This window comes from Methylomonas aurea, assembly GCF_024505045.1.
Classification (GTDB): Bacteria; Pseudomonadota; Gammaproteobacteria; order Methylococcales; family Methylomonadaceae; genus Methylomonas; species Methylomonas aurea.
This window is the reverse complement of record NZ_JANIBM010000014.1, coordinates 78,096-98,577: the sequence shown is the minus strand read 5'-3', so window position 1 is coordinate 98,577 and position 20,482 is coordinate 78,096. Positions and strand designations below refer to the sequence as shown.

19 protein-coding genes are annotated in these 20,482 nt (G+C 57.7%); 12 read left to right on the top strand and 7 right to left on the bottom strand.

What is annotated here, in order from left to right; translation table 11 throughout:
* Positions 1-384 precede the first annotated feature (384 nt).
* From NP603_RS13000 to bamC, 7 genes are all read left to right on the top strand, one after another.
* Entirely contained in the window at positions 385-1,371 is a 987-nt protein-coding gene (locus NP603_RS13000; RefSeq protein ID WP_256611311.1) for an integron integrase, read from the top strand.
* 73 nt (positions 1,372-1,444) lie between these two features.
* Positions 1,445-1,909 carry a 23S rRNA (pseudouridine(1915)-N(3))-methyltransferase RlmH gene (rlmH, locus tag NP603_RS12995; RefSeq protein WP_256611310.1) on the top strand — a complete coding sequence of 155 codons (465 nt, stop codon included), beginning with the start codon at positions 1,445-1,447 and terminating at the stop codon, positions 1,907-1,909.
* A gap of 4 nt (positions 1,910-1,913) precedes the next feature.
* On the top strand, positions 1,914-2,492 hold the full coding sequence (locus tag NP603_RS12990; RefSeq protein WP_256611309.1) for a Maf family protein: 579 nt from the start codon (positions 1,914-1,916) through the stop codon (positions 2,490-2,492).
* Positions 2,489-3,946, top strand: a complete 1,458-nt coding sequence (gene rng / locus NP603_RS12985) for a ribonuclease G (RefSeq protein ID WP_256611308.1) — start codon at positions 2,489-2,491, stop codon at positions 3,944-3,946. The genes NP603_RS12990 and rng overlap by 4 nt, the downstream gene beginning before the upstream one ends.
* A 9-nt stretch (positions 3,947-3,955) precedes the next feature.
* Positions 3,956-7,762, top strand: coding sequence for a YhdP family protein (locus NP603_RS12980; protein WP_256611307.1), 3,807 nt, complete (start codon positions 3,956-3,958; stop codon positions 7,760-7,762).
* A 68-nt stretch (positions 7,763-7,830) separates the two neighbouring features.
* Positions 7,831-8,649, top strand: a complete 819-nt coding sequence (locus tag NP603_RS12975; protein WP_256611306.1) for a carbon-nitrogen hydrolase family protein — start codon at positions 7,831-7,833, stop codon at positions 8,647-8,649.
* Between the two features lie 8 nt (positions 8,650-8,657).
* Positions 8,658-9,233 (top strand): NlpB/DapX family lipoprotein, encoded by a 576-nt coding sequence (gene bamC, locus NP603_RS12970; RefSeq protein ID WP_256611305.1) that lies wholly within the window; start codon positions 8,658-8,660, stop codon positions 9,231-9,233.
* Here bamC and moaC read toward each other — a convergent pair.
* A complete protein-coding gene (gene moaC / locus NP603_RS12965) occupies positions 9,230-9,724 on the bottom strand; it encodes a cyclic pyranopterin monophosphate synthase MoaC (RefSeq protein WP_256611304.1) in 495 nt (164 codons plus the stop codon). The two genes, bamC and moaC, sit on opposite strands and share 4 nt — an antisense overlap.
* Positions 9,725-9,775: 51 nt before the next feature.
* Between moaC and NP603_RS12960 the strand changes: the two genes are divergently transcribed.
* Both NP603_RS12960 and NP603_RS12955 read left to right on the top strand, forming a co-directional pair.
* A complete protein-coding gene (locus NP603_RS12960) occupies positions 9,776-10,009 on the top strand; it encodes a MoaD/ThiS family protein (protein ID WP_256611303.1) in 234 nt (77 codons plus the stop codon).
* A gap of 5 nt (positions 10,010-10,014) precedes the next feature.
* The gene (locus NP603_RS12955) at positions 10,015-10,467 is read left to right on the top strand and encodes a molybdenum cofactor biosynthesis protein MoaE (protein ID WP_256611302.1); all 453 of its coding nucleotides are present in this window, start codon (positions 10,015-10,017) and stop codon (positions 10,465-10,467) included.
* Here NP603_RS12955 and NP603_RS12950 read toward each other — a convergent pair.
* The 4 genes from NP603_RS12950 to trxA all read right to left on the bottom strand — a co-directional run bounded on the left by NP603_RS12950 (position 10,449) and on the right by trxA (position 14,539).
* Positions 10,449-10,706 carry a hypothetical protein gene (locus tag NP603_RS12950; RefSeq protein WP_256611301.1) on the bottom strand — a complete coding sequence of 86 codons (258 nt, stop codon included), beginning with the start codon at positions 10,704-10,706 and terminating at the stop codon, positions 10,449-10,451. The two genes, NP603_RS12955 and NP603_RS12950, sit on opposite strands and share 19 nt — an antisense overlap.
* Before the next feature lie 167 nt (positions 10,707-10,873).
* On the bottom strand, positions 10,874-12,544 hold the full coding sequence (locus tag NP603_RS12945; protein ID WP_256611300.1) for an ABC transporter ATP-binding protein/permease: 1,671 nt from the start codon (positions 12,542-12,544) through the stop codon (positions 10,874-10,876).
* A 247-nt stretch (positions 12,545-12,791) separates the two neighbouring features.
* Positions 12,792-14,048 carry a transcription termination factor Rho gene (gene rho, locus NP603_RS12940; RefSeq protein ID WP_256611299.1) on the bottom strand — a complete coding sequence of 419 codons (1,257 nt, stop codon included), beginning with the start codon at positions 14,046-14,048 and terminating at the stop codon, positions 12,792-12,794.
* A 164-nt stretch (positions 14,049-14,212) separates the two neighbouring features.
* Positions 14,213-14,539: a thioredoxin TrxA gene (gene trxA / locus NP603_RS12935; protein ID WP_140912070.1), complete on the bottom strand. Its 327-nt coding sequence runs from the start codon at positions 14,537-14,539 to the stop codon at positions 14,213-14,215.
* A gap of 101 nt (positions 14,540-14,640) precedes the next feature.
* On the opposite strand from trxA, the gene rhlB reads away from it, so the two are divergent.
* Positions 14,641-15,972, top strand: a complete 1,332-nt coding sequence (gene rhlB / locus NP603_RS12930; protein ID WP_256611298.1) for an ATP-dependent RNA helicase RhlB — start codon at positions 14,641-14,643, stop codon at positions 15,970-15,972.
* On the opposite strand, the gene yrfG is transcribed toward rhlB, so the two are convergent.
* Positions 15,887-16,564, bottom strand: a complete 678-nt coding sequence (gene yrfG / locus NP603_RS12925; protein ID WP_256611297.1) for a GMP/IMP nucleotidase — start codon at positions 16,562-16,564, stop codon at positions 15,887-15,889. The genes rhlB and yrfG overlap by 86 nt on opposite strands.
* A gap of 143 nt (positions 16,565-16,707) precedes the next feature.
* Here yrfG and NP603_RS12920 point away from each other — a divergent pair, with 143 nt between their 5' ends.
* Complete coding sequence (locus NP603_RS12920; protein ID WP_256611296.1) at positions 16,708-18,210, top strand: methyl-accepting chemotaxis protein; 1,503 nt, start codon at positions 16,708-16,710, stop codon at positions 18,208-18,210.
* Between the two features lie 44 nt (positions 18,211-18,254).
* Positions 18,255-18,806 carry an ADP compounds hydrolase NudE gene (gene nudE, locus NP603_RS12915; protein WP_256611295.1) on the top strand — a complete coding sequence of 184 codons (552 nt, stop codon included), beginning with the start codon at positions 18,255-18,257 and terminating at the stop codon, positions 18,804-18,806.
* A gap of 1 nt (position 18,807) precedes the next feature.
* Here nudE and NP603_RS12910 read toward each other — a convergent pair whose 3' ends face one another.
* The gene (locus NP603_RS12910) at positions 18,808-20,481 is read right to left on the bottom strand and encodes a BatD family protein (RefSeq protein ID WP_256611294.1); all 1,674 of its coding nucleotides are present in this window, start codon (positions 20,479-20,481) and stop codon (positions 18,808-18,810) included.
* Position 20,482 lies beyond the last annotated feature (1 nt).

The following is a 20,482-nucleotide window of genomic DNA, read 5'->3' as shown; positions in this document are numbered from 1 at the left end:
TGATAACCGTTCTTATTTGTACGAGTTAAAACCCGTGAAACATTTTTACTTTTCGGCGGCTTTTTGCGCCGCCTAAATTCCGTTACTTGTCACTCTTTATCTTGCCGGCATGAATGCCGGGTTTTGGGTTGGCAATGGCACACGTTGACCACCGCACTTAATCCCTGAACCCCGTTTTTTTTGCGGCCTCGCTTGCTGGTGCCTAACTATTGATTATCAGGCAAATCTGCCCGACAAGTTGATATTGCCGGCCATTTCGGGCACTTTTGCCCTGATAACCGCCAAACCGGGCACATCTGCCTTGATAACCGGATATTTGCCATAAATTCGGGCACATTTGCCTCTATAATCAGCTTGCGCCTCACTATATTCGTTAATAATTTGATGTCAAGCACAAAATCGCCAACCTTGCTGGAAGACGTGCGCCGCATTATGCGGCTCAAGCATTATTCGCTGCATACCGAGCGCACCTATTGCGAGTGGATCAAGCAATTCGTCAAGTTTCATCGGCTGAGCGAAAGGGCTGCTTTGCTGGAGGATGCCGAGGCCAAGATCGAGGCGTTTTTGAGCTACTTGGCCACCGAGCGCCAGGTGGCGTCCGCCACCCAGAACCAAGCCATGAATGCACTGGTGTTTTTGTACAAGCAGGTTTTGGGTGTCCCACTGCTCAAGCGTATCGAAGCGATTCGCTCCAAATCCAGCCGTCATATTCCGGTGGTGCTGTCGGTGGACGAGATCAAGCAGGTTTTGCCGCGGGTGGAAGGCGTCGCGCAATTGGTGGTCAAGTTTTTGTACGGTAGCGGTTTACGCATTTCCGAAGCCGTCCGCTTGCGAGTGCAGGATATCGATTACGCCTACAGGCAGATTACCGTGCGCTCCGGCAAGGGCGATAAGGACAGGGTGACGACGTTTTCGGCGGCCATGGTGCCGATGCTGCAAAATCATCTGGAGAAGGTCAAGGCAATTCACGATCAGGATTTGGCAGCCGGTTTCGGCGCAGTGTATCTGCCTCATGCACTGACCAAGAAATACCCCAATGCCGAGCGCGAATGGGGCTGGCAATATGTGTTCCCGGCCCGTTCGTTATCGGTCGATCCTTTATCCGGCAAGACTCGCCGCCATCATGTAGACCAATCGCTAATCAATAAGGCGATTAAAGCGGCGGTTCGGCAGGCCGGCCTCAACAAGCGAGTATCGGCCCATACGTTCCGCCACAGTTTTGCTACGCACTTGCTGCAACGCGGCACCGATATTCGCACCATTCAAGCCTTATTGGGACATAGCGAGCTGGAAACCACAATGATTCACACCCATGTGCTGAATCAAGGCGGCCAAGGTGTTGTCAGCCCATTGGACGACTTGGCGCTTTAATTTAACCGCGGCGTCGCCCTCTGCCGGCCGCCCTGCGTTGTCAGCTTTGCCGCTTCTGTGTATCCTCCCCGCCATGCAAATTCATCTGATCGCCGTCGGCAGCAAAATGCCGGACTGGGTACAGCAAGGTTATAATGAGTACGCCAAGCGGCTGCCGCGCGAGTGCGAGTTGCTACTGCGCGAAATCGCGCCGGACAAGCGCAAAAGCGGCGACCTGGCCCGGATTACCCGCGACGAAGGCGAACGGATGATCGCCGCCTTGCCGCCGCGCGCCCACGTCGTGACGCTGGATATTCCGGGCAAACCCTGGTCTACCTCTGATCTGGCGCAGGCTTTGCAGCGCTGGCTCGGCAACGGCCAGCCGGTTGCGCTGATGGTTGGCGGCCCGGAAGGCCTGGCGCCGCAGGTCAAAGAGTTGGCGCGCGAATCCTGGAGCCTGTCGCCGCTGACCTTCCCGCATCCGCTGGTGCGTATCGTCGTTGCCGAACAAATATACCGGGCCTGGAGTCTGCTCAACAACCATCCTTACCACCGTTAACGGCATGAACCCTCAACTAATCCTGGCCTCGGCGTCGCCGCGCCGCCGCGAATTACTGGCCCAAATCGGCATCCGCCACGCCGTCATGGCCGTCGACATCGACGAAACCCCGATCCCCGGCGAAGCCCCGGCCGCCTACGTCGAGCGGGTCGCCGCCGAAAAATCGGCCGTGTGTGCGGCGCAAAGCGACAGCCGCTTGCCGATACTGGCCGCCGACACCAGCGTGATTTGCGACGGCCGGATTTTGGGCAAGCCCGACGATCTGCAACATGCCATCGAAATGCTGAGCCGGCTGTCCGGCCGCAGCCACCAGGTGTATAGCGCGGTATCCTTGCGTAGCGGGCAAAACCATTGGCAGGCCGTGAGCGTCAGCGAAGTGCGTTTCCGCCCCCTCAGCCACCAGGAAATCGTGGCCTATTGGCAAACCGGGGAACCTTGCGATAAAGCCGGTGCCTATGCGATTCAGGGGCTGGCCAGCGTGTTTATCGAGTCGATCGCCGGCAGTTTTTCCGGGGTGATGGGCCTGCCGCTGTTCGAAACCGCACAACTGTTGAGCCAAGCCGGCATAGAAGTAATTCAATGAGCGAAGAAATATTAATCAATGTGACGCCGCCGGAAACCCGGGTCGCCGTCATCGAAAACGGCGTATTGCAGGAACTGATCATCGAGCGCGTCCGCCAGAAAGGCTTGGTCGGCAACATTTACAAGGGCGAGGTGTGCCGGGTATTGCCGGGCATGCAGGCCGCCTTCGTCGACATCGGCCTGGACAAGGCCGCCTTTCTGCATTTGTCCGACTTCAGCAGCCAGGAATTGGCCGAAAAAGGCTCGGAGAACATCGAACATTACCTGAAGGAAGGCCAGAAACTGGTGGTGCAAGTCACCAAGGACCCGCTCGGCAACAAGGGCGCCCGGCTCACCACCGACATTTCGATTCCGTCGCGCTACCAGGTCTACATGCCTTATGCCGGCAACTCCGGCGTGTCGCAGCGCATCGAATGCGAGTCCGAACGCGCCCGGCTGCGGGCCTGCATCGAGGCCTACCAGCAAAAACACCAGGTGCCGGGCGGCTTCATCGCCCGTACCGCCGCCGAATGCGTCGAGGAAGTGATTCTGTATTCCGACATGACCTTCTTGCACAAACTCTGGGAGTCCATCCTGGACAAGAGCAAAAAGGCCAAAGTCAAATCCTTGATCCACGAAGACCTGCCGCTGAGCATCCGCACCTTGCGCGATTTGTACAAAGACGGCATCGAAAAAATCCGGGTCGATTCCAAGGAAACCTTTTTGAAGCTGGTCGAATTCGCCGAGACCTTCGTCCCGGAAATCGTCTCGGTGATCGAACATTACTCCGGCGAGCGGCCGGTGTTCGACATCTACAACGTCGAGGACGAGATCAGCAAGGCGCTGGACCGCAAGGTCAAGCTCAAGTCCGGCGGCCATCTGGTGTTCGACCAGACCGAGTCGATGACGACGGTGGACGTCAATACCGGCGGCTACGTCGGCGGCCGCAACCTGGAAGAAACCATCTTCAAGACCAACCTGGAAGCGGCGCAAACCATTTCCCGCCAGCTGCGGCTGCGCAACTTGGGCGGCATCATCATTATCGATTTCATCGATATGCAAAGCGACGAGCACAAGAAGCAAGTGTTGGCCGCGCTGCAGCGCAATCTGGAAAAAGACCACGCCAAAACCAAGATCACCGAGGTGTCGGCGCTGGGCTTGGTGGAAATGACCCGCAAGCGTACCCGCGAGAGCCTGGAACACATTCTGTGCGAGCCTTGCTCGACTTGCGGCGGCCGCGGCGTACTGAAAACCGCCGAATCGATCTGCCTGGAGATTTTCCGCGAAATCATCCGCGTGGTGCGCCAATACAGCGTGCAGCAGATTCTGGTACTGGCCTCGGAGCAGGTGGTGGAAATGCTGCTGGACGAGGAAGCCGACATGCTGGCCGAGCTGGAAGTGTTTTTGAAGGTGGCGATCAAGATTCGCGCCGAAGCCGAATACAACCAGGAACACTACGACGTGGTGTTGTTATAGGCCAAAGCTTTGGTTATCCACCGCCATGTCAGCCGGGCCACCCGGCACCTGCTGTTCTGGTCGCTGATCGCGGCGGCGCTGGCATTGAGCGCGGTCAGGCTGTTTCTGATCGACATCGCCGACCACCGCCAACGGCTGGAAAGCGAAATTCGCCGCATCAGCGGCGTGCCGCTGCACATAGGCCGGCTCAGCGCCAAAATGCGCGGCTTCAGCCCGGAATTGATACTGCGCGACATCACGATAGACGCCGCGGAAGCCGGCACCAAACCGGCGATCAGTTTGCAACAGGTCCGGATCGGCATCAATTTGCTGGAATGGTTGTTCACCCAGGATGCGATGGCCTCCGGCTGGGTCACGCTGGTCGGCGCCAAACTAGACATCATCCGCGATGCCGACGGCGCCCTGCGCATCAAAGGCCTGCATAGCAGCGACGAGCAACCGCTGTGGTTGCTGGAAGGCGGCCAATACGAAATCCTGCAAAGCCAGGTCACTTGGCTGGACTTGAAACGGCAGCGGCCGCCGGTGACGATCGCTAACTTCGACTTACGCATCGAAAACCACCGTGCCGAACAAGACCACGAAATCCATTTGATCAGCCGGTTGCCGGACTCGTTGGGCGACAGCTTGCGGATTTCCGCACTATTGCACGGCAATATTTTCCAGGCCGATGCGATCAACGGCCGGCTCTACGTCGAAGGCGACAATTTGCAAGGTCCGGCCTGGTTGATCGAAGACTTACCGGCCGGACTGCATTTGTATTCGGGTTCCGGCGATATTCGGCTGTGGAGCGATTGGCGCGACTCGACGCCTTACCGGATTGCCGGTTACGTTCAGGGTCAGCAGATCAAAATCGGCAAACAAGGCAACAAATCCCTGCAATTGGACACCTTCGAGGGCAATCTGGCCTGGAGCGAAACCGACGGCCGCCAGCGCTGGGGCGTTTACGACATGAATGCGGTCAGCAATCGCCAACGCTGGCACGGCGGCGAGTTTTACCTGCAGCGCGACGCCCAAGGCAATCTCGGCGGCCGTATCGAAACCCTGAATCTGCAGGCGCTGGACCATTTGACCGCGCCGTTTCTGGCCGACGCCGCCGGCTACGAACGCTGGTTGAAGCTGAATCCGCGCGGCGAATTGCGCGACGCGGCGTTTTACAGCGACAGCACGCTACAGCATTACGCCCTGCATGGCGGGTTTGCCGAACTCGGCATCGACGCCGTCGACGGCATGCCGCAATTGCAAGGCTTGCGCGGCAGCATTAGTGCCGGCGACCAAGGAGGGCAATTGGTATTCGCCACCGAACGCGCCGGTTTCGACGCGCCGGAACTGTTCCGCGACAAACTGGAGATCGCCCGCCTGACTGGGCGGCTGGACTGGTTGCAAACCGGCAGCGATTGGCAATTTTCCAGCGAAGGCCTGCAATTGGACAGCGCCGACTTCCAAACCACAACCCGGCTGCGATTGAGCATCCCGAACAACGGCGGCAGTCCGGTACTGGACATGCGCACCCGCTTCGGCAATTTCGCCGACATCAGCAAGGTGCCGCGCTACCTGCCGGCTAAAATCATGGGCAAGGACGCCGTAGCCTGGTTGGACGACGCCTTTATCGGCGGCCATATCGACAAGGGCGAAATGCTGTTGCAGGGCAAGCTGGCGGACTTTCCGTTCAGCAACGGCGCCGGCCGTTTCGAAGTGGTGTTTGCGATAGACGACGGCGAAATCCAGTTCAATGCCTTGTGGCCGCATTTGCGCGCGGTGCATGCCGACGTGCAGTTTCTCGGCTCCGACCTGCAAGTTGCCATCGACGGCGGCCGTAGCGAAGATGTGGATATCGATCAGGCCGTCGTGACGATTCCGGATTTAGCCAACAGCGATTACGTCTACGTCTGGGGCCAAGTACACAGTAAGCTGCCGCAAAGCCTGCAATATCTGCAAAAAACCCCGCTGCACGTCAAAACCGATCCGCTGGCCAAAGTACTGGCGCCGGAGGGCGACACCCAAGTCGACTTGGATCTGAAAATCGCCTATTACGACACCCTGCCGACCACGGTGAAAGTCGATGCCCATCTGGATAAGGCGCGCCTGCTGCTGAAGCCGGTCGATCTTATGGTCGACAACATCGGCGGCGTACTGCACTTCACCGAAGACCGCGTCAGCAGCAGCCCGCTCGAAGCCAGAACCCTGGGCTATCCGATACGCGGCCAATTGCAAAGCGACCAGAACGCGACGCAATTATTGATCAGCGGCGTCACCGACGTCGAGCGCCTGCAAAAGCAGTTCCCTTTTTTGAAAACCCAGGCCGCCAAAGGCGGCTTCAACTACCAAGTCGCACTGTCTCTGCCTTATGCCACAGATCAGCCCGACGTCCTGCAAATTACCAGCAATCTGCAAGGCGTCAGCCTGGATGCGCCGGAAGGACTGAGCAAGACCGCAGGCGAAGAACGCGCGTTGAATTTACGTTTTTTGCTGGACGACGGCGAATTCGTGCCGTTGCATATCGGTTACGGCCGGAATGTGCAGGCGACACTGCAAATCGACGGCCAGCGTAACGGGCTGCATTCAGCGCATATCGTTTACGGCGAAGGCGGCTCGGACATTTTCGACCACCCCGGCCTAAAGCTGGAAATCCGCCAACCGCAATTCAAATTATCCGAAGCGCTGGCCGCGTTCGGCGACGGCGACAACCAAAGGCGCCTGCCCGCGCTAAAGGAACTGGTGCTAGACACCGGCGAATTGATCTGGCAAGGACATACATTAGGCGCGGTGCGCTGCCGGATGCAACATGCTGACCAGGCCTGGCAAGGCAGCATCGACAGCGCGATGGCCAGCGGTCGTTTCACGATTCCGGACCAGCGCGGCGGGACCGAACGCATCCGTCTGCAAATGGAGCACCTGAATCTGACGGCCATGGAAGGGCTGAATTTCGGCGACGCCGAAGAAGCGGCCGTCGGCGATTTGCCGCTGATCGATATCGACAGCAAGCAATTGCTATGGCGGAACGTGGACTTGGGTAATCTGAAACTGCGCACCGAACGACTGATCAACGGCATTCATTTCAAGCACGTGCAACTGGCCAGCGTCGCCGGCACCATCGACTTTAGCGCCGACTGGTTGAAATTGGGCAGCGCCAGTTCCACCCAACTCACCGGCAAATTGAACATGAAAGGCTTCGGCCTGTTCCTGTCGCAATTGGGCTTTACCGACGACTTTCGCGGCACCGACGCCGATATCGGCTTCAACGGCAGTTGGCGCGGCGGGCCGCAGCAATTTTCTCTGGCCGGCATCAACGGCCAGCTCCGGCTCAAGCTCAGCGACGGCCGTATCTCCAGCATCGAACCCGGCTTCGGCCGCTTGCTGGGGCTGATCGCGATGGAACAATGGGCCAAACGCCTGAGCCTGGATTTCAGCGACGTTTATCGCCAGGGTCTGGCCTTCGATACGATTACCGGCACCGTCAAAATCGGTAACGGTCTGGCCTATTCCGACGACTTGGTGATCGACGCCGTCTCGGCCAAACTCAGTATCGCCGGCAGCGCCGACCTGGTGAACAAGACCCTGGACCAGCGGGTGGCGGTGGTGCCCAAGAGTTCCGGCGCGCTTCCCATTGCTGGTACAATCGTCGGCGGCATCGCCGCTATAATTACCCAGGCGGTGACCGACGATTACAAAGAAGGATATTTCTTCGGCTCGCAATACAAATTGAGCGGGCCGTGGGGCAATGTCGAAGTCACGCCGCTGCACGATCAGGACGGTTTGGTGAAGAAAGCTTGGCGCAGCCTGACCGGCTTCGAGTGGCTGGATTCGCTCGGCAAATGACCGCCCAATTGCGGGCCGGCCGCTTGGCCCCATTCGACGCAATCAACTAAAAACACCAGGGACTATTCATGACACTATGTGCCGCCATTCAAATGGCTTCGGGTCCGCAAGTCAGCGCCAACCTGCTCGAAGCTGAAAAACAAATCGCCGAAGCGGTCAAAGCCGGAGCCAAACTGGTGGCTTTACCGGAAAACTTCGCCATCATGGGCATGAACGAATACGACAAGGTCAAGGTTGCCGAGTCCGACGGCCAGGGGCCGATTCAGGAGTTTCTGGCCGCCACGGCAAAAAAATACGCCGTCTGGATCATCGGCGGCACGATGCCGGTACAGGCCTCGGTTCCGAATAAAGTCCGTGCGGCCTGCCTGATCTATAACGACCAAGGCGAACGCGTCGCCCGCTACGACAAGGTGCACCTGTTCGACGTCAGTGTGCCCGATACCGCCGAGGAATACCGCGAGTCCGATTCGGTGGAAGCCGGCGACGGTTCCTGCGTGATCGACACCCCGTTCGGCCGCCTCGGCGTGGCCGTCTGCTATGACCTGCGTTTTCCGGAATTTTTCCGACCCATGACGCGAAAAGGCCTGGATATCTTAGTGATTCCGTCGGCTTTCACTGCCAAAACCGGCGCCGCGCACTGGGAAGTATTGCTGCGGGCGCGAGCCATCGAAAACCTGTGCTACGTGCTGGCACCCAACCAGGGCGGCTTTCACATGAACGGCAGGCAAACCTACGGCCACAGCATGGTCGTGGATCCATGGGGCGTAGTGCTCGATTGCTACAAGACCGGCCCCGGCTTCGTCTGCGGCGAAATCGACATCAGCCGGCTGGAAAAAATGCGGGTGTCGTTCCCGGTGTTGGAACACAGGCGTTATTTTTGCGAGTGAACCCGGTTATGTTGAAACGAGTCCGCCACGCGCTTCCGTGCCTGTTGTTGGCCGCCTGCGGCGAAACCCCCGAGAAATATCGCGATACCCACCATCTGGAGTTGCCGCCGGTATTGCCGATCGAACACACTAACCCGCAACCGGCGATCGACGTCGACGATCTGAAACCGAAATCGGTCCTGGCCGGGCTGATGGCGTTCACCGACGGCGACAAACCGCTGCTGGTTCTGAAAACCCGAGAAGAGCGGGCTTGGGAAATGCTTGCGACAGCGCTGAAAATCACTGACATCGAAATCCTCGACAAAAACCAGCAGGACGGTCGGTTCCAAGTGCGTTACGATCCCGATACGGCCGGCAAGGATCTGAGCCTGATCAGAACCTTGCTGAATAACCATTACGCCGAAGCCGAGTATCTGATTACACTGAAGGAGGAGACCGGCGGCATCCGCGTCAACGCAGCGTTGGCCAAACCGGAAGAGATGGAGAGCGACGAAGACGGCTCCGCCGAGTTGTTGCGCTTGCTGCACAAAACCATAGACGAGAAAATCCTGAACCGGAGCCCGCAAGCCAAACCGGAATACTAGGGAGCGGCGGCCTCCGCCCGCCAGTCGCCGGACTTGCCGCCGCTTTTTTCCAACAGCCGCACACCCTGAATCACCATACCGCGATCGACGGCTTTGCACATGTCGTAGATGGTCAGCAATGCAATCTGCGTCGCGGTCAGCGCTTCCATCTCAACACCGGTCTGGCCGCTGGTCTTGACTAATGTCCGGCAATAAACCCGGCTCAGGCTTGGCTGCGGCTGTAGGTCGATTTCAACGTGACTGAGCGGCAAAGGATGGCACAACGGAATCAGCTCGGCCGTTTTCTTGCTGGCCATGATCCCGGCGATCCGGGCCACGCCGAGCACGTCGCCTTTTTTATGCGCGCCGTTTACAATCAACGCCAGCGTTTCCGGCCGCATCTCGATATAGCCCTCGCAAACCGCGCTGCGCTGGGTAACCGCCTTGGCGCCGACATCGACCATGTGGACGTCTCCGGCGGCGTTGAAATGGGTGAGCGGGGAATTGGACATGGCGGGACGTATTATTAAACCAGCGCGCATTGTATTACCCGGTGGAACAGAATGTCGATCAAAGTGCTGTACTTCGCAAGCCTCAAAGACCAAGTCGGCCGCGCCGGCGACGAACTAGTCGTTCCGGCGCCGCTTTCGGTGCTGGAGCTATGGCAACAGGCCAATCCGGATCTGCCGGTGCCGAACGCGCTGCTCGCGGCGATCAACATGAATTATGCGAGTCTGGACAGCCTGGTCAGCGACGGCGACGAAGTGGCGTTCTTTCCGCCGGTCACGGGAGGCTGAACGGTATGACAGTGAAATTATCGGATGCGGTTTTCGATCCTTGGCAAGAAATCGCCGACCACCAGCAAGCGGCCGGGATAGCCGGGAAATACGGCGCCACGGCCGTATTCGTCGGTACGATGCGCGATTTCAACCAGGGCGATTCGGTTTGCGGCATGTACCTGGAACATTATCCGGGCATGACCGAAAGGCAACTGCAGCAAATCGTCGAACAAGCGGCAAGCCAATGGCAGATGCTGGACACTTTGCTAGTCCATCGGGTCGGCCAGGTCGAGCCCAACGACACCCTGGTTCTGGTAGCTGTCTGGTCCGAACATCGCGGCGACGCGTTCGACGCCAGCCGTTTCATCATGGAAAATCTGAAAAGCCGGGCGCCGTTCTGGAAGCGCGAAACGCTGGCTAATGGCAAGCAGCGCTGGGTCGAAACAAACAGCAGCGGTTACAAACGCCAATCTTGAGTTGTAAAGGCGTTGCCGGCTTGACTTTCCAGATCGACGTCCTCGGTTCCCGCATCCAACAGCCGCCGCTGCAATTCGGCAATTTGCCGGTTCGCCGTCTCGATCTGCTGCTTTAATTCGCCGATGGTTTCGTGGAGATATTCGAAATGAACCTGGAAATATCGGGCCGATGGAAAACCCGGCGCCGCCTTGTCGGCCGGCATCTCCGCCGGGCTGCTGCGAGTATGTCTTGATTTCATAAAACCACCTGAGCGTAGTAAGGCCTACCCGGGCATTTACGCCATGCTTTGGGCTCCTTATCCTTTAAGACGTTTCAGAAACCAAATTCCCCACTTTGGGTATAAAAAATTTAGCAAAGTAAAGTGTACTCTTGGCCGACACCAAGTGCGAACATGCCGACAACCGATTAATTCAGCGTAATTCTGCGCTTATGCAACCCTTGGATCGTCGGCTGCTTGGTGATCGTCAGCATCGCCGCCTGCGGCAATTTTTTATGGATCAGGCTAACCATTTCCACCTCGCCGTCCGGATCGAGCGAATCGAAGGCTTCCTGCATCAAAATCCACTTCGGTTTGTGCAGCAACAGCCGCACCAATCCCAAGCGCTGCTTCTGCTCGCGCTCCAAGCTTTTGTCCCAGTCGGCTTGCTGATCCAATTGTTCCACCAATTCGCCGACGCCGGCCAACTGCATGGTACTGACCAATAGCTCGGGATCAAACACGCCGGCGTCGGCTGGATAACAAATCGAGGCACGCAGATTCCCGGTCGGCAAATACGGTTTGGGCGGCATGAAGAACATCGGTTCGTCGTCAGGCAGTTCTATCGTACCCTCGCCCCACGGCCACAACCCGGCGATGGCCTTGAACAATTTGTTGCCGGAAAATGCGTTGCCGGCTATCAACACCCGTTCTCCGGCGCGAATCTCTTCGTTCAACATCGACACGCAAACGATATTGTCCAGCCGGCTGATGCACAGATTGCGGAATGCCAGTACCGAACTGTCGTTCTTGACGATGCGGATGCGGTGCGGATCAGGTTTGGCGATTTCCCGCTCCAGCTGCTCCAGGGCCTTGCTTAACCCGAGAACGCGCTCTACCGAAGCTCGCCACTCGGCGACCTTGCCCATATTGTCCACCGGCCAGGACAGAGCGGCGACCATTTGCTGGAAGGCTTGGGCCGATTGCATCAAGGCTCCCAAACTGATGGTTCCCAGTATGAAACGCGGCGCGGACACCAGGATCGGAAAAGCCATCGACAGGATGGAGTAGCCGGAACTGAACATCGTGATCCGTTGCCAAGCGAGGGTTTGTTGGTTCCAGGCATCGACGATATTGCCGAACAAACGGTGAAAGTGCGGATTTTCGTGGCGCTCGCCGTGAATTAACGCAATCGACTGGGCGTTTTCACGGGCCTTAACCAACGCGAAACGGAAATTGGCTTCTACGGTTTGCCGGTTATCGGTCGCCGTCGTCAATGGCCGACCGATCCACCAGCCCAGTACCGAGGCACTGGCGGCGTATATCAAGGCCAGCCAGACCAGATGGCCTTGTATCGGAATCTCGGCAATCCCCAAGTCCAAGGCAACACTGCCGGACAAAGTCCACAAAATCTCGGTAAAACTGATCAACAACAATAAGCAGTAGAACATGGTATGCAGCAGATCGATCGCATATTCGGTCGATATCCGTATATCCTCGGCGATGCGGCCGTCGGGATTATCGTGCTGGCCGGGTATATGCGTGACCAAGTAATGCCGGCCGTCTCGCATCCACTGGCCAATCAATTTGTCGGTCAACCAGCCGCGCCAACCGAGTTGCAAGCGGCGCTTGACCACCAAATGCGTCGCAGTAATGGCAATGTTCGCCAGAAAGATCAACACGATCAAACCGATCTGGGTAAAGAAGCGCGACATCGAGCGCTGTTCCAACGCATCGAACAAGTCTGCACTCCACTCGGTAATAATCACCGAAACGGCGATTTGGGCGACGGTTAACGCGACCAGCACCGCCGACAGTCCGCGAATGCTAGCCTTGTTTTCGGAACACCAGAAAGGTCCCGCCAGTCGGACGAACTGCATGAAAAATTTGCTGGTATTTCGCAAGGCCATCTCTCCGCGTTAAGGTCGGGGCGCAATATAACAAAATTAATCGCTCGCACAACCAAGAAATATTTCGGTGCTATTGCGAACGCAACTTAGATTGGAACTAGGTTGCTGTGTTGGCAGGAGAAAAACAGACCGGAGCGGGGGATGGAAAACGGGGGAAAACAGCCAAAATCGGGGCGAACGGCACGCGGAATGCCGTCCGCCGATCCGACGGCAGGCATTAACGCTTCATAGAATCGAAAAACGCGGCGTTGGTTTTAAAATCTTTGAGCTTGCCCAACAAAAATTCCGATGCCGCCAATTCGTCCATCGGCTGCAGGATCTTGCGCAAGATCCAGGTTTTTTGCAGTTCGTCGGGATCGACTAGATATTCCTCGCGACGGGTGCCTGAACGATTAATATTGATGGCGGGATAGATGCGCTTTTCAGCGATTTTCCGCTCGAGATGCAGCTCCATGTTACCTGTGCCCTTGAACTCCTCGAAAATCACCTCGTCCATCCGCGAACCGGTTTCGACCAGTGCGGTGGCAATGATGGTCAGACTGCCGCCTTCCTCGATATTACGCGCGGCGCCGAAGAAGCGCTTCGGTTTTTCCAGGGCATTGGCGTCGACACCGCCGGACAACAGCTTACCGGACGAGGGTACTACCATGTTGTAGGCGCGCGCCAAACGCGTGATCGAGTCTAACAGAATAACCACATCGTGCTTGTGCTCGACCATGCGCCGGGCTTTTTCGATCACCATGTCGGCGACCTGCACGTGGCGGGTAGCTGGTTCGTCGAAGGTACTGGACACCACCTCGCCCCGAACGCAACGCTCCATTTCGGTTACCTCTTCCGGACGCTCGTCGATCAACAGCACGATCAGGTAACATTCGGGATTATTCTCGGCAATCGCATGGGCAATGCTTTGCATGATCATGGTCTTGCCGGCTTTCGGCGGCGACACGATCAGGCCGCGCTGGCCCTTGCCGATCGGCGCGATCAAATCGATGATGCGGGCCGTCAAGTCCTCGCTGGTACCGTTGCCTTGCTCCAGGCGGAAACGTTTGTTGGCGAATAACGGCGTCAGGTTGGAAAAGGAAATTTTGTTTTTGGATTGCTCGGGCGATTCGAAGTTGATGCTCTCCACCTTCAGCATCGCAAAGTAGCGCTCGCCTTCTTTCGGCGGCCGAATCTTGCCGCTGACGGTATCTCCGGTACGTAGGCCGAAACGGCGAATCTGGCTGGGAGACACGTAAATATCGTCCGGTCCCGCCAAGTAAGAACAGCCCGGCGTACGCAGAAAGCCGAAACCGTCGGTCAAAATTTCCAGCACTCCGTCACCGTAAATGTCTTCTCCGCTCTTCGCCTGTTTCTTCAAAATCGAGAAAATCAGCTCCTGCTTTCGGGCTCTGTCGATGTTCTCCAGCCCCAGGGATTCGGCGATTGCGATGATTTCGGTCGGTTGTTTAAGTTTTAACTCGGTAAGATTCATGTTGACTTAGGGAATTGGAAGAAATGCAAAACAGCAGAAAGCTGTTTACGGCGGAAGAAGTGTGTTGGAAAAACTCGGGCGATCGGGGTGCGAGAAGCGGGCGGAATTCTAGCGCAATAACCGGACTTATCAAAACATTTTCGACAAGCCCGGTGGCAGCCGGGTTACAGGTTGCTGTCGATAAACGCGGCCAACTGCGATTTGGTCAAGGCGCCGACTTTAGTAGCCTCCACCTCGCCGCCCTTGAAAATCATCAAGGTGGGAATTCCGCGCACACCGTAGTGCTGCGGGGTTTTCGGGTTTTCGTCGATATTGAGTTTGGCGACGGTCAGCTTGCCTTGGTACTCGGCTGCAATTTCATCCAGCACCGGAGCAATCATTTTGCAAGGACCGCACCATTCGGCCCAGTAGTCAACCAATACCGGTGAGCCGGCTTTTAAGACAGTTTCGTTAAAATCAGCGTCTGATACATGAAGGACTAGGTCGCTCACGCCATTCTCCGTTAGTTTGCAAAGCAAAGACTATAGTTTCGCTGCGCCGAAATTGTCAATCGATTTCAACCGCGTCGCATTTTGAGTTATTCTAGCGAGTTATGAAAAAAACACACTTAACGGAAACGCGATTTAGCAATCTGGAGCTGTCCGACTCCATCATCAAAGGTCTGAAAGAAGCGGGATTTATCAACTGCACGCCGATCCAGGACAAGTCCCTGCCGTTATCCCTGCGCGGCAAAGACATCGCCGGCCAGGCGCAAACCGGCACCGGCAAAACCGCAACCTTCCTGCTCGCAACTTTCCAGCACCTGATCAACGACGAAAGCGAAAAAATCAAGAATCCGCGGGCTTTGATCCTCGCGCCGACCCGCGAGCTGGCAATCCAGATTCACAAAGACGCGCTGGTTTTAAGCAAATATCTGAACCTTAAGTTCGCATTGATCTACGGCGGCACCGATTACCAAAAACAACTGGAAAAGATCAAGACCAACGTCGACATCATCATCGGCACACCGGGCCGCATCATTGATTTCTACAAACAGGGCGCTTTCACGCTGGACAACATCCAGGTCACGGTACTGGACGAAGCCGACCGCATGTTCGACCTGGGCTTTATTAAGGACATACGTTTCCTGCTGCGGCGGATGCCGCCGGCCGACCAGCGCCTGAACCTGCTGTTCTCGGCCACGTTGTCCTACAAGGTCACCGAGCTGGCTTACGAACACATGAACAACCCGGTTTTGATCCGGATCGAACCCGAAGAAGTCACCTCCAAAGCAATCAAGCAAATCGCCTATTGCCCGGCCAACGACCAAAAGATACCGCTGCTGCTGGGTTTATTGAAACACCACCAGCCGCAACGCAGTATCGTCTTCGTCAACACCAAGCGTTGCGCGGAACGGCTGGACGACTACCTGCAGGCCAACGGTTACAAAGTCGCGATGCTGAGCGGCGACGTACCGCAGGAAAAGCGCCAAAAATTGCTCGCCGCGTTTCAGGACAACCAGGTCAACCTGCTGATCGCCACCGACGTCGCCGCTCGCGGCCTGCACATTCCCGACGTTTCCCACGTGTTCAACTACGATCTGCCGCAAGACGTCGAGGATTACGTGCACCGCATCGGCCGTACCGCCCGCTTCGGCGCCAGCGGCGAAGCGATCAGCTTCATCTGCGAGGAATACGCCTATTCTATGCCGGACATCAAGGACTACATCGGCGAAAAAATACCGGTCGCACCGATCGAACCGGAATTGCTGGCCGAACAGGTCGCCAAACCCGAACGGCGCGAACCGCGCGAACGGGTGGTACAGCACGGCAAACGCCCTCCCCGGCCGGACCACAAGCCTAGGGAACAGCGGCCGCGTCCGGCAGCAAACCGGGCATCAACGCCCGAAAATCCTCAATCGCCGGAAACTCCGCAATCGGTCTGACCGGCCCCCGGCTGTCCGGCTTGCTGATCGATACCAGATGAGCAATGCCGAATTGCCGGGCCGAGCGCAGCACGGCCAGACTGTCGTCTACCAACAAGCTGCTGTGCTTCTCGAACACGTGCCGTTCCTGCAAGGCTTGCCAAAAGCCCTGCTGTTCCTTGGCAAAACCGAAGTCGTGGGAACTGACGATCTCGTCGAAAAACCGGTGCAGGCAGGTTTTCTCCATTTTCAGATTGAGGCTATCGCGGTGGGCGTTGGTCACCAATAACAACCGCCGCCTGCCGCGCACCGCGTCCAAAAACTCGACCACGTGCGGATGCACCGCAATCAGGCCGGCCAGTTCCTGCTTCAAGCCGGCGATATTCAAACGCAATTCGCTGCTCCAGTAATCCAGGCAATACCACTCCAAACGGCCTTCCATCGCCTTGAAGCGCGGCGCCAATTCCTGCTTGGCCTGCTCCAGAGCCAAACCGTGCAACTCGGCAAAACGCAACGGCACGAATTCCTGCCAGAAATGGTTATCGAAATTCAGGTCCAGCAAGGTGCCGTCCATATCCAACATTACCGTTTCGATTTGCTGCCAGTCCAACATCGCTGAAATTCTCCGTTAATTTTTCGCCGATTATAAGCCGGCGGCGCCGGCCGCGGCAGCATCGGCCAATTCGACTCTATCCGCATTACCGGCAACGTTTTACAATGGCAAGCCTAGCCCAGACACTAGACACAGGAGCCAGTATGCAAGAATTGTCGGTCAAAACCCGGCTCGGACTCGGATTCGGCGGCGTGATGCTGTTGCTGGCCATCGTCGCCTTGGTCAGCATAAGCAACTTGAAAGGACTGTTGGCCAATATCGAAAACATGGTCGACGATAAGTTTCCGAAAACGGTCTGGACCCACGAAATCATTGACAACATCAACGTCATCGCCCGCTCGATGCGCAACACGCTGATCGTCAAGGACCAAACGACGATCGACAAGGAAATCGCCCGAATTCAGGAAGCTCGCGCCAGAATCAAGGAAAATCTGGATAAACTCGACGCCAAAATCGACAGCGCCGAGGGCCGCCGCTTATTGCAAGCCATACTCGACGCCAGGACGCCGTATGTCGCGGCGCAAGACCGCTTTATCGCGCTGGCCCGGCAGGGCAAGCAGCAGGAGGCCACCGACTATCTGCTCGGCGAAATCAGGCAACTGCAGACCCGCTACTTCGACAACGCGACTGCTTTGATCGCGTTTCAAACCGAATTGATGGCGGCTTCCGGCAAGGAAGCGCGTAGCGCCGTCAGCAACAGTGTCCGCATCATCGAACTGATGGCGCTGCTGTCGGTCCTGTGCGGCGGCAGTGCGGCTTATTTAATTACGCGCGGCCTGATGCGGCAACTGGGAGGAGAACCGGCTTATGCCGCAGCGGCGGTCAAGCAAATGGCAGAAGGCGACCTGACGACACACATCGAGATCCAGCCCGGCGACAGCGGCAGCCTGTTGTTCGACTTAAAAACCATGGCCGGCCAACTGGCCGACATCGTCCGCCAAGTCCAAAGCAATGCCGAAACCCTGAGCGCCGCATCGCGGGAAGTCAACGCCACCGCGCAATCGATCAGCCAGGCCACGACGCAACAGGCGGCCAGCGTCGACGAAACCACCAGCGCCGTCGAACAGCTCAGCACCTCGGTGCAGCACAATTCGCAAAGCGCCCGCGCCACCGAACAACTGGCCAAAACCTCGGCCGACGAAGCCGGCCAAGGCGGCGACGCGGTCATGGCTACGGTCAAGGCCATGCACCAAATCGCCAAGAAAATCGGCGTGATCGAAGACATCGCTTACAAAACCAATTTGTTGTCGTTGAACGCAGCCATCGAAGCCGCCTCGGCCGGCGAGCACGGCAAAGGCTTTGCCGTCGTCGCCGCCGAAGTCAGAAAACTCGCGGAAAACAGCCGGACGACGGCAGCCGAAATCAACGAATTGGCGGCCAATAGCGTCGCCATCGCCGAGCAAGCCGGACAAATGATCGGCAAGGTCGTGCCGAATATCGCCAAGACCTCGGAATTGATACAGGAAATCAGCGCGGCCTCCGACGAACAGGCCGTTGGCGTGCGCCAAATCAGCGAGGCGATGCGACAACTCGATAAAGTCACGCAACAAAACGCTGCTGCGTCCGAGGAAATGGCGGCAACGGCGGAGGAATTGAACGCCCAGGCCGAACAATTGCAGAACGCGGTCGAATTCTTCAGGGTGTAACCTCAGATCCGGCAACGGCAACAATCGCAAACCCGCCAACCACCATGCCCAAACGACCGAAAATTCTGAAACAGACCGTACTGGCCAAAACTCGCCAATTCTGTATCGAAGCGCTCGACCTGGAGTTCAGCAACGGCGAACGCCGCCAGTACGAACGCTTGGCGCGCAGCAGCTCGCACGGCGCAGTGCTGATCGTACCGATGCTGAATCCGGAAACGGTATTGCTGGTCAGAGAATATGCGGCCGGAATCCACCGCTACGAACTGGGGCTGCCGAAAGGCAAACTCGACGCCGGCGAAGACATGCTCAGCGGCGCTAATCGGGAGCTGAAGGAGGAAATTGGCTACGGCGCCGGCAAACTGCAGCATCTGCACCGGGTCTCGCTGGCGCCGTCTTACCTGGAACACACCATCGACATCATCCTGGCCGAAGAGCTGTACCCGGAGAAACTCGAAGGCGACGAACCGGAAGAATTACAGGTAGTGCCCTGGCCGTTGAGAAGCATCGACCGCCTGCTGGCCAGCGGCGAATGCAGCGAAGCCCGCTCGATCGCCGCGCTGTACATGGCCCTGGCCCACCTGGAGCGGCGCGGTTAACTCAGATTTTGAACAAGGGCTCCAGACCGTCGCCGTTGTCGGCCGCATCGTTGCCGTGTTGCGGTTCTGCGCTGAATGCCGCCCACAAGTCCCGGCCCTGCCATTCCTGGCCGCCAGGGGTGTACAACAGCCGGTTCAGGCTATTGATTTCGCCGCGCAGCGCCTCGCCGCAGCAACTCGCCAGTCCGGCCAGACTGTCGCTGCCGTAGCGCTGCTTTCCCCATTGCAACAGCAGTTGTTTGGCCGCTTGCGGGTTGTTTTCCCAACAGGCCCGCTTCAAGGCTTTTTCCAGCGCACTCTCGGCCGGAGCCGGGTTGCCGGCGCCGGTTCGGCCGCCGCCGCGGCGCCCCCTAACCAAGCCGATCGCCGTCAGCAGCCAACCCAACGCCAGCGCGGCAGACAACGCTTGCCACACCCTGGTTTCCCTGTCCGAACAGACGCTGATCGGCGTCGCGGCAATCGGGCCGGATTCGGCCGGCTTGGCCTCGGTAGCGGCAACTACCGGCGCAGCCGAGCCGGCAGCAGCCACCGCCTTGATTTTGGCGGCCGGTAGCGCCGCCTCCTCGATTTTTTGAGTTTTGATATTGAACCAGCGAATCCGCAGCGCCGGCAGACTGTACTCGCCGGGCTTGGACGGAATGAAGGCGATTTTCTCCTCGCGCGACGCGCTCAAACCGTCGCTCTGCTTATCCTCGTTCAACAGCGGCTGGTCGGGATAGGTCTTAATGCCGTCAATCGGGGTTTTGTCGAACAACTCCGGCAACTGGCCGACCGTCGCGCCCTTGGCCTTCAGGGTCAAGGTGCGGGTCAACGGCTCGCCGACCTTGGCTTGCAAACTGGAATCCGACCAACTCTCGCTCAACTCCAAGGATTCCGCGCCCAGCCAGGCGCCTTTGAACTCGGCCGGCACCGCGCGCACGTTTAGCGTCACGGCTTTCGATACCACGCGCCGGGTTTCTGTGTTGGGCCGGTTGAAAAAGCCGTTGAAGCGCGGTTGTTGCCGGCCGCTGACATATTCGGCGTTCAACACCAGCGGCGCAATCGTGAACAGGCCGCTCTGCTGCGGAAAAATCGCGTATTTACGCTCGGTCACCCAATAATCGACACCCTTGATCTGGGTAGCATAGGTGGAGTCCTCGCCCAACTTTTCCACCAGGGCATCCTTGATTTCCGGCTCGCTCAGGCTGGCCTGGGTGATCTGCACCCGGCGAAACAGTTTCAGCGTGTAAATCACCTGCGCCTGCACGTAAGGCTGTTCCGGCGTCGCCGAGACTTCCAGGAACAATTCGTCGTCCTTCGCCGTCGGTTGCGCGGATTCGGTCACGGTCAATACCAGCGGTTTACTGCTGTCGGCACCGAAAGCGATCGCCGGTATCGTCAACTCGCCGCTACGCTTGGCTATTGCCGTCAATATCCATTGTTCGCTGCGATTGCTTTTACCGTTAACCCAGGACGCGCTGCTGCTGCGTTGCTGGTTGACGATCTCGAAATCCTGCTGCAACGGCTCGAAATCCGGACTGTCGTCCGGCTGTTCGGTTGCGGTAAAGGTAATTTGAAACGATTCGTTCAACCCGACCGGATTGCGATCGACCGCAACGCCGATCTCGGCGGCGGCAACGGCGCTCAGCCAAAACCACAATATCCACAGCCACCAGGGCGACACACAAATACGCATA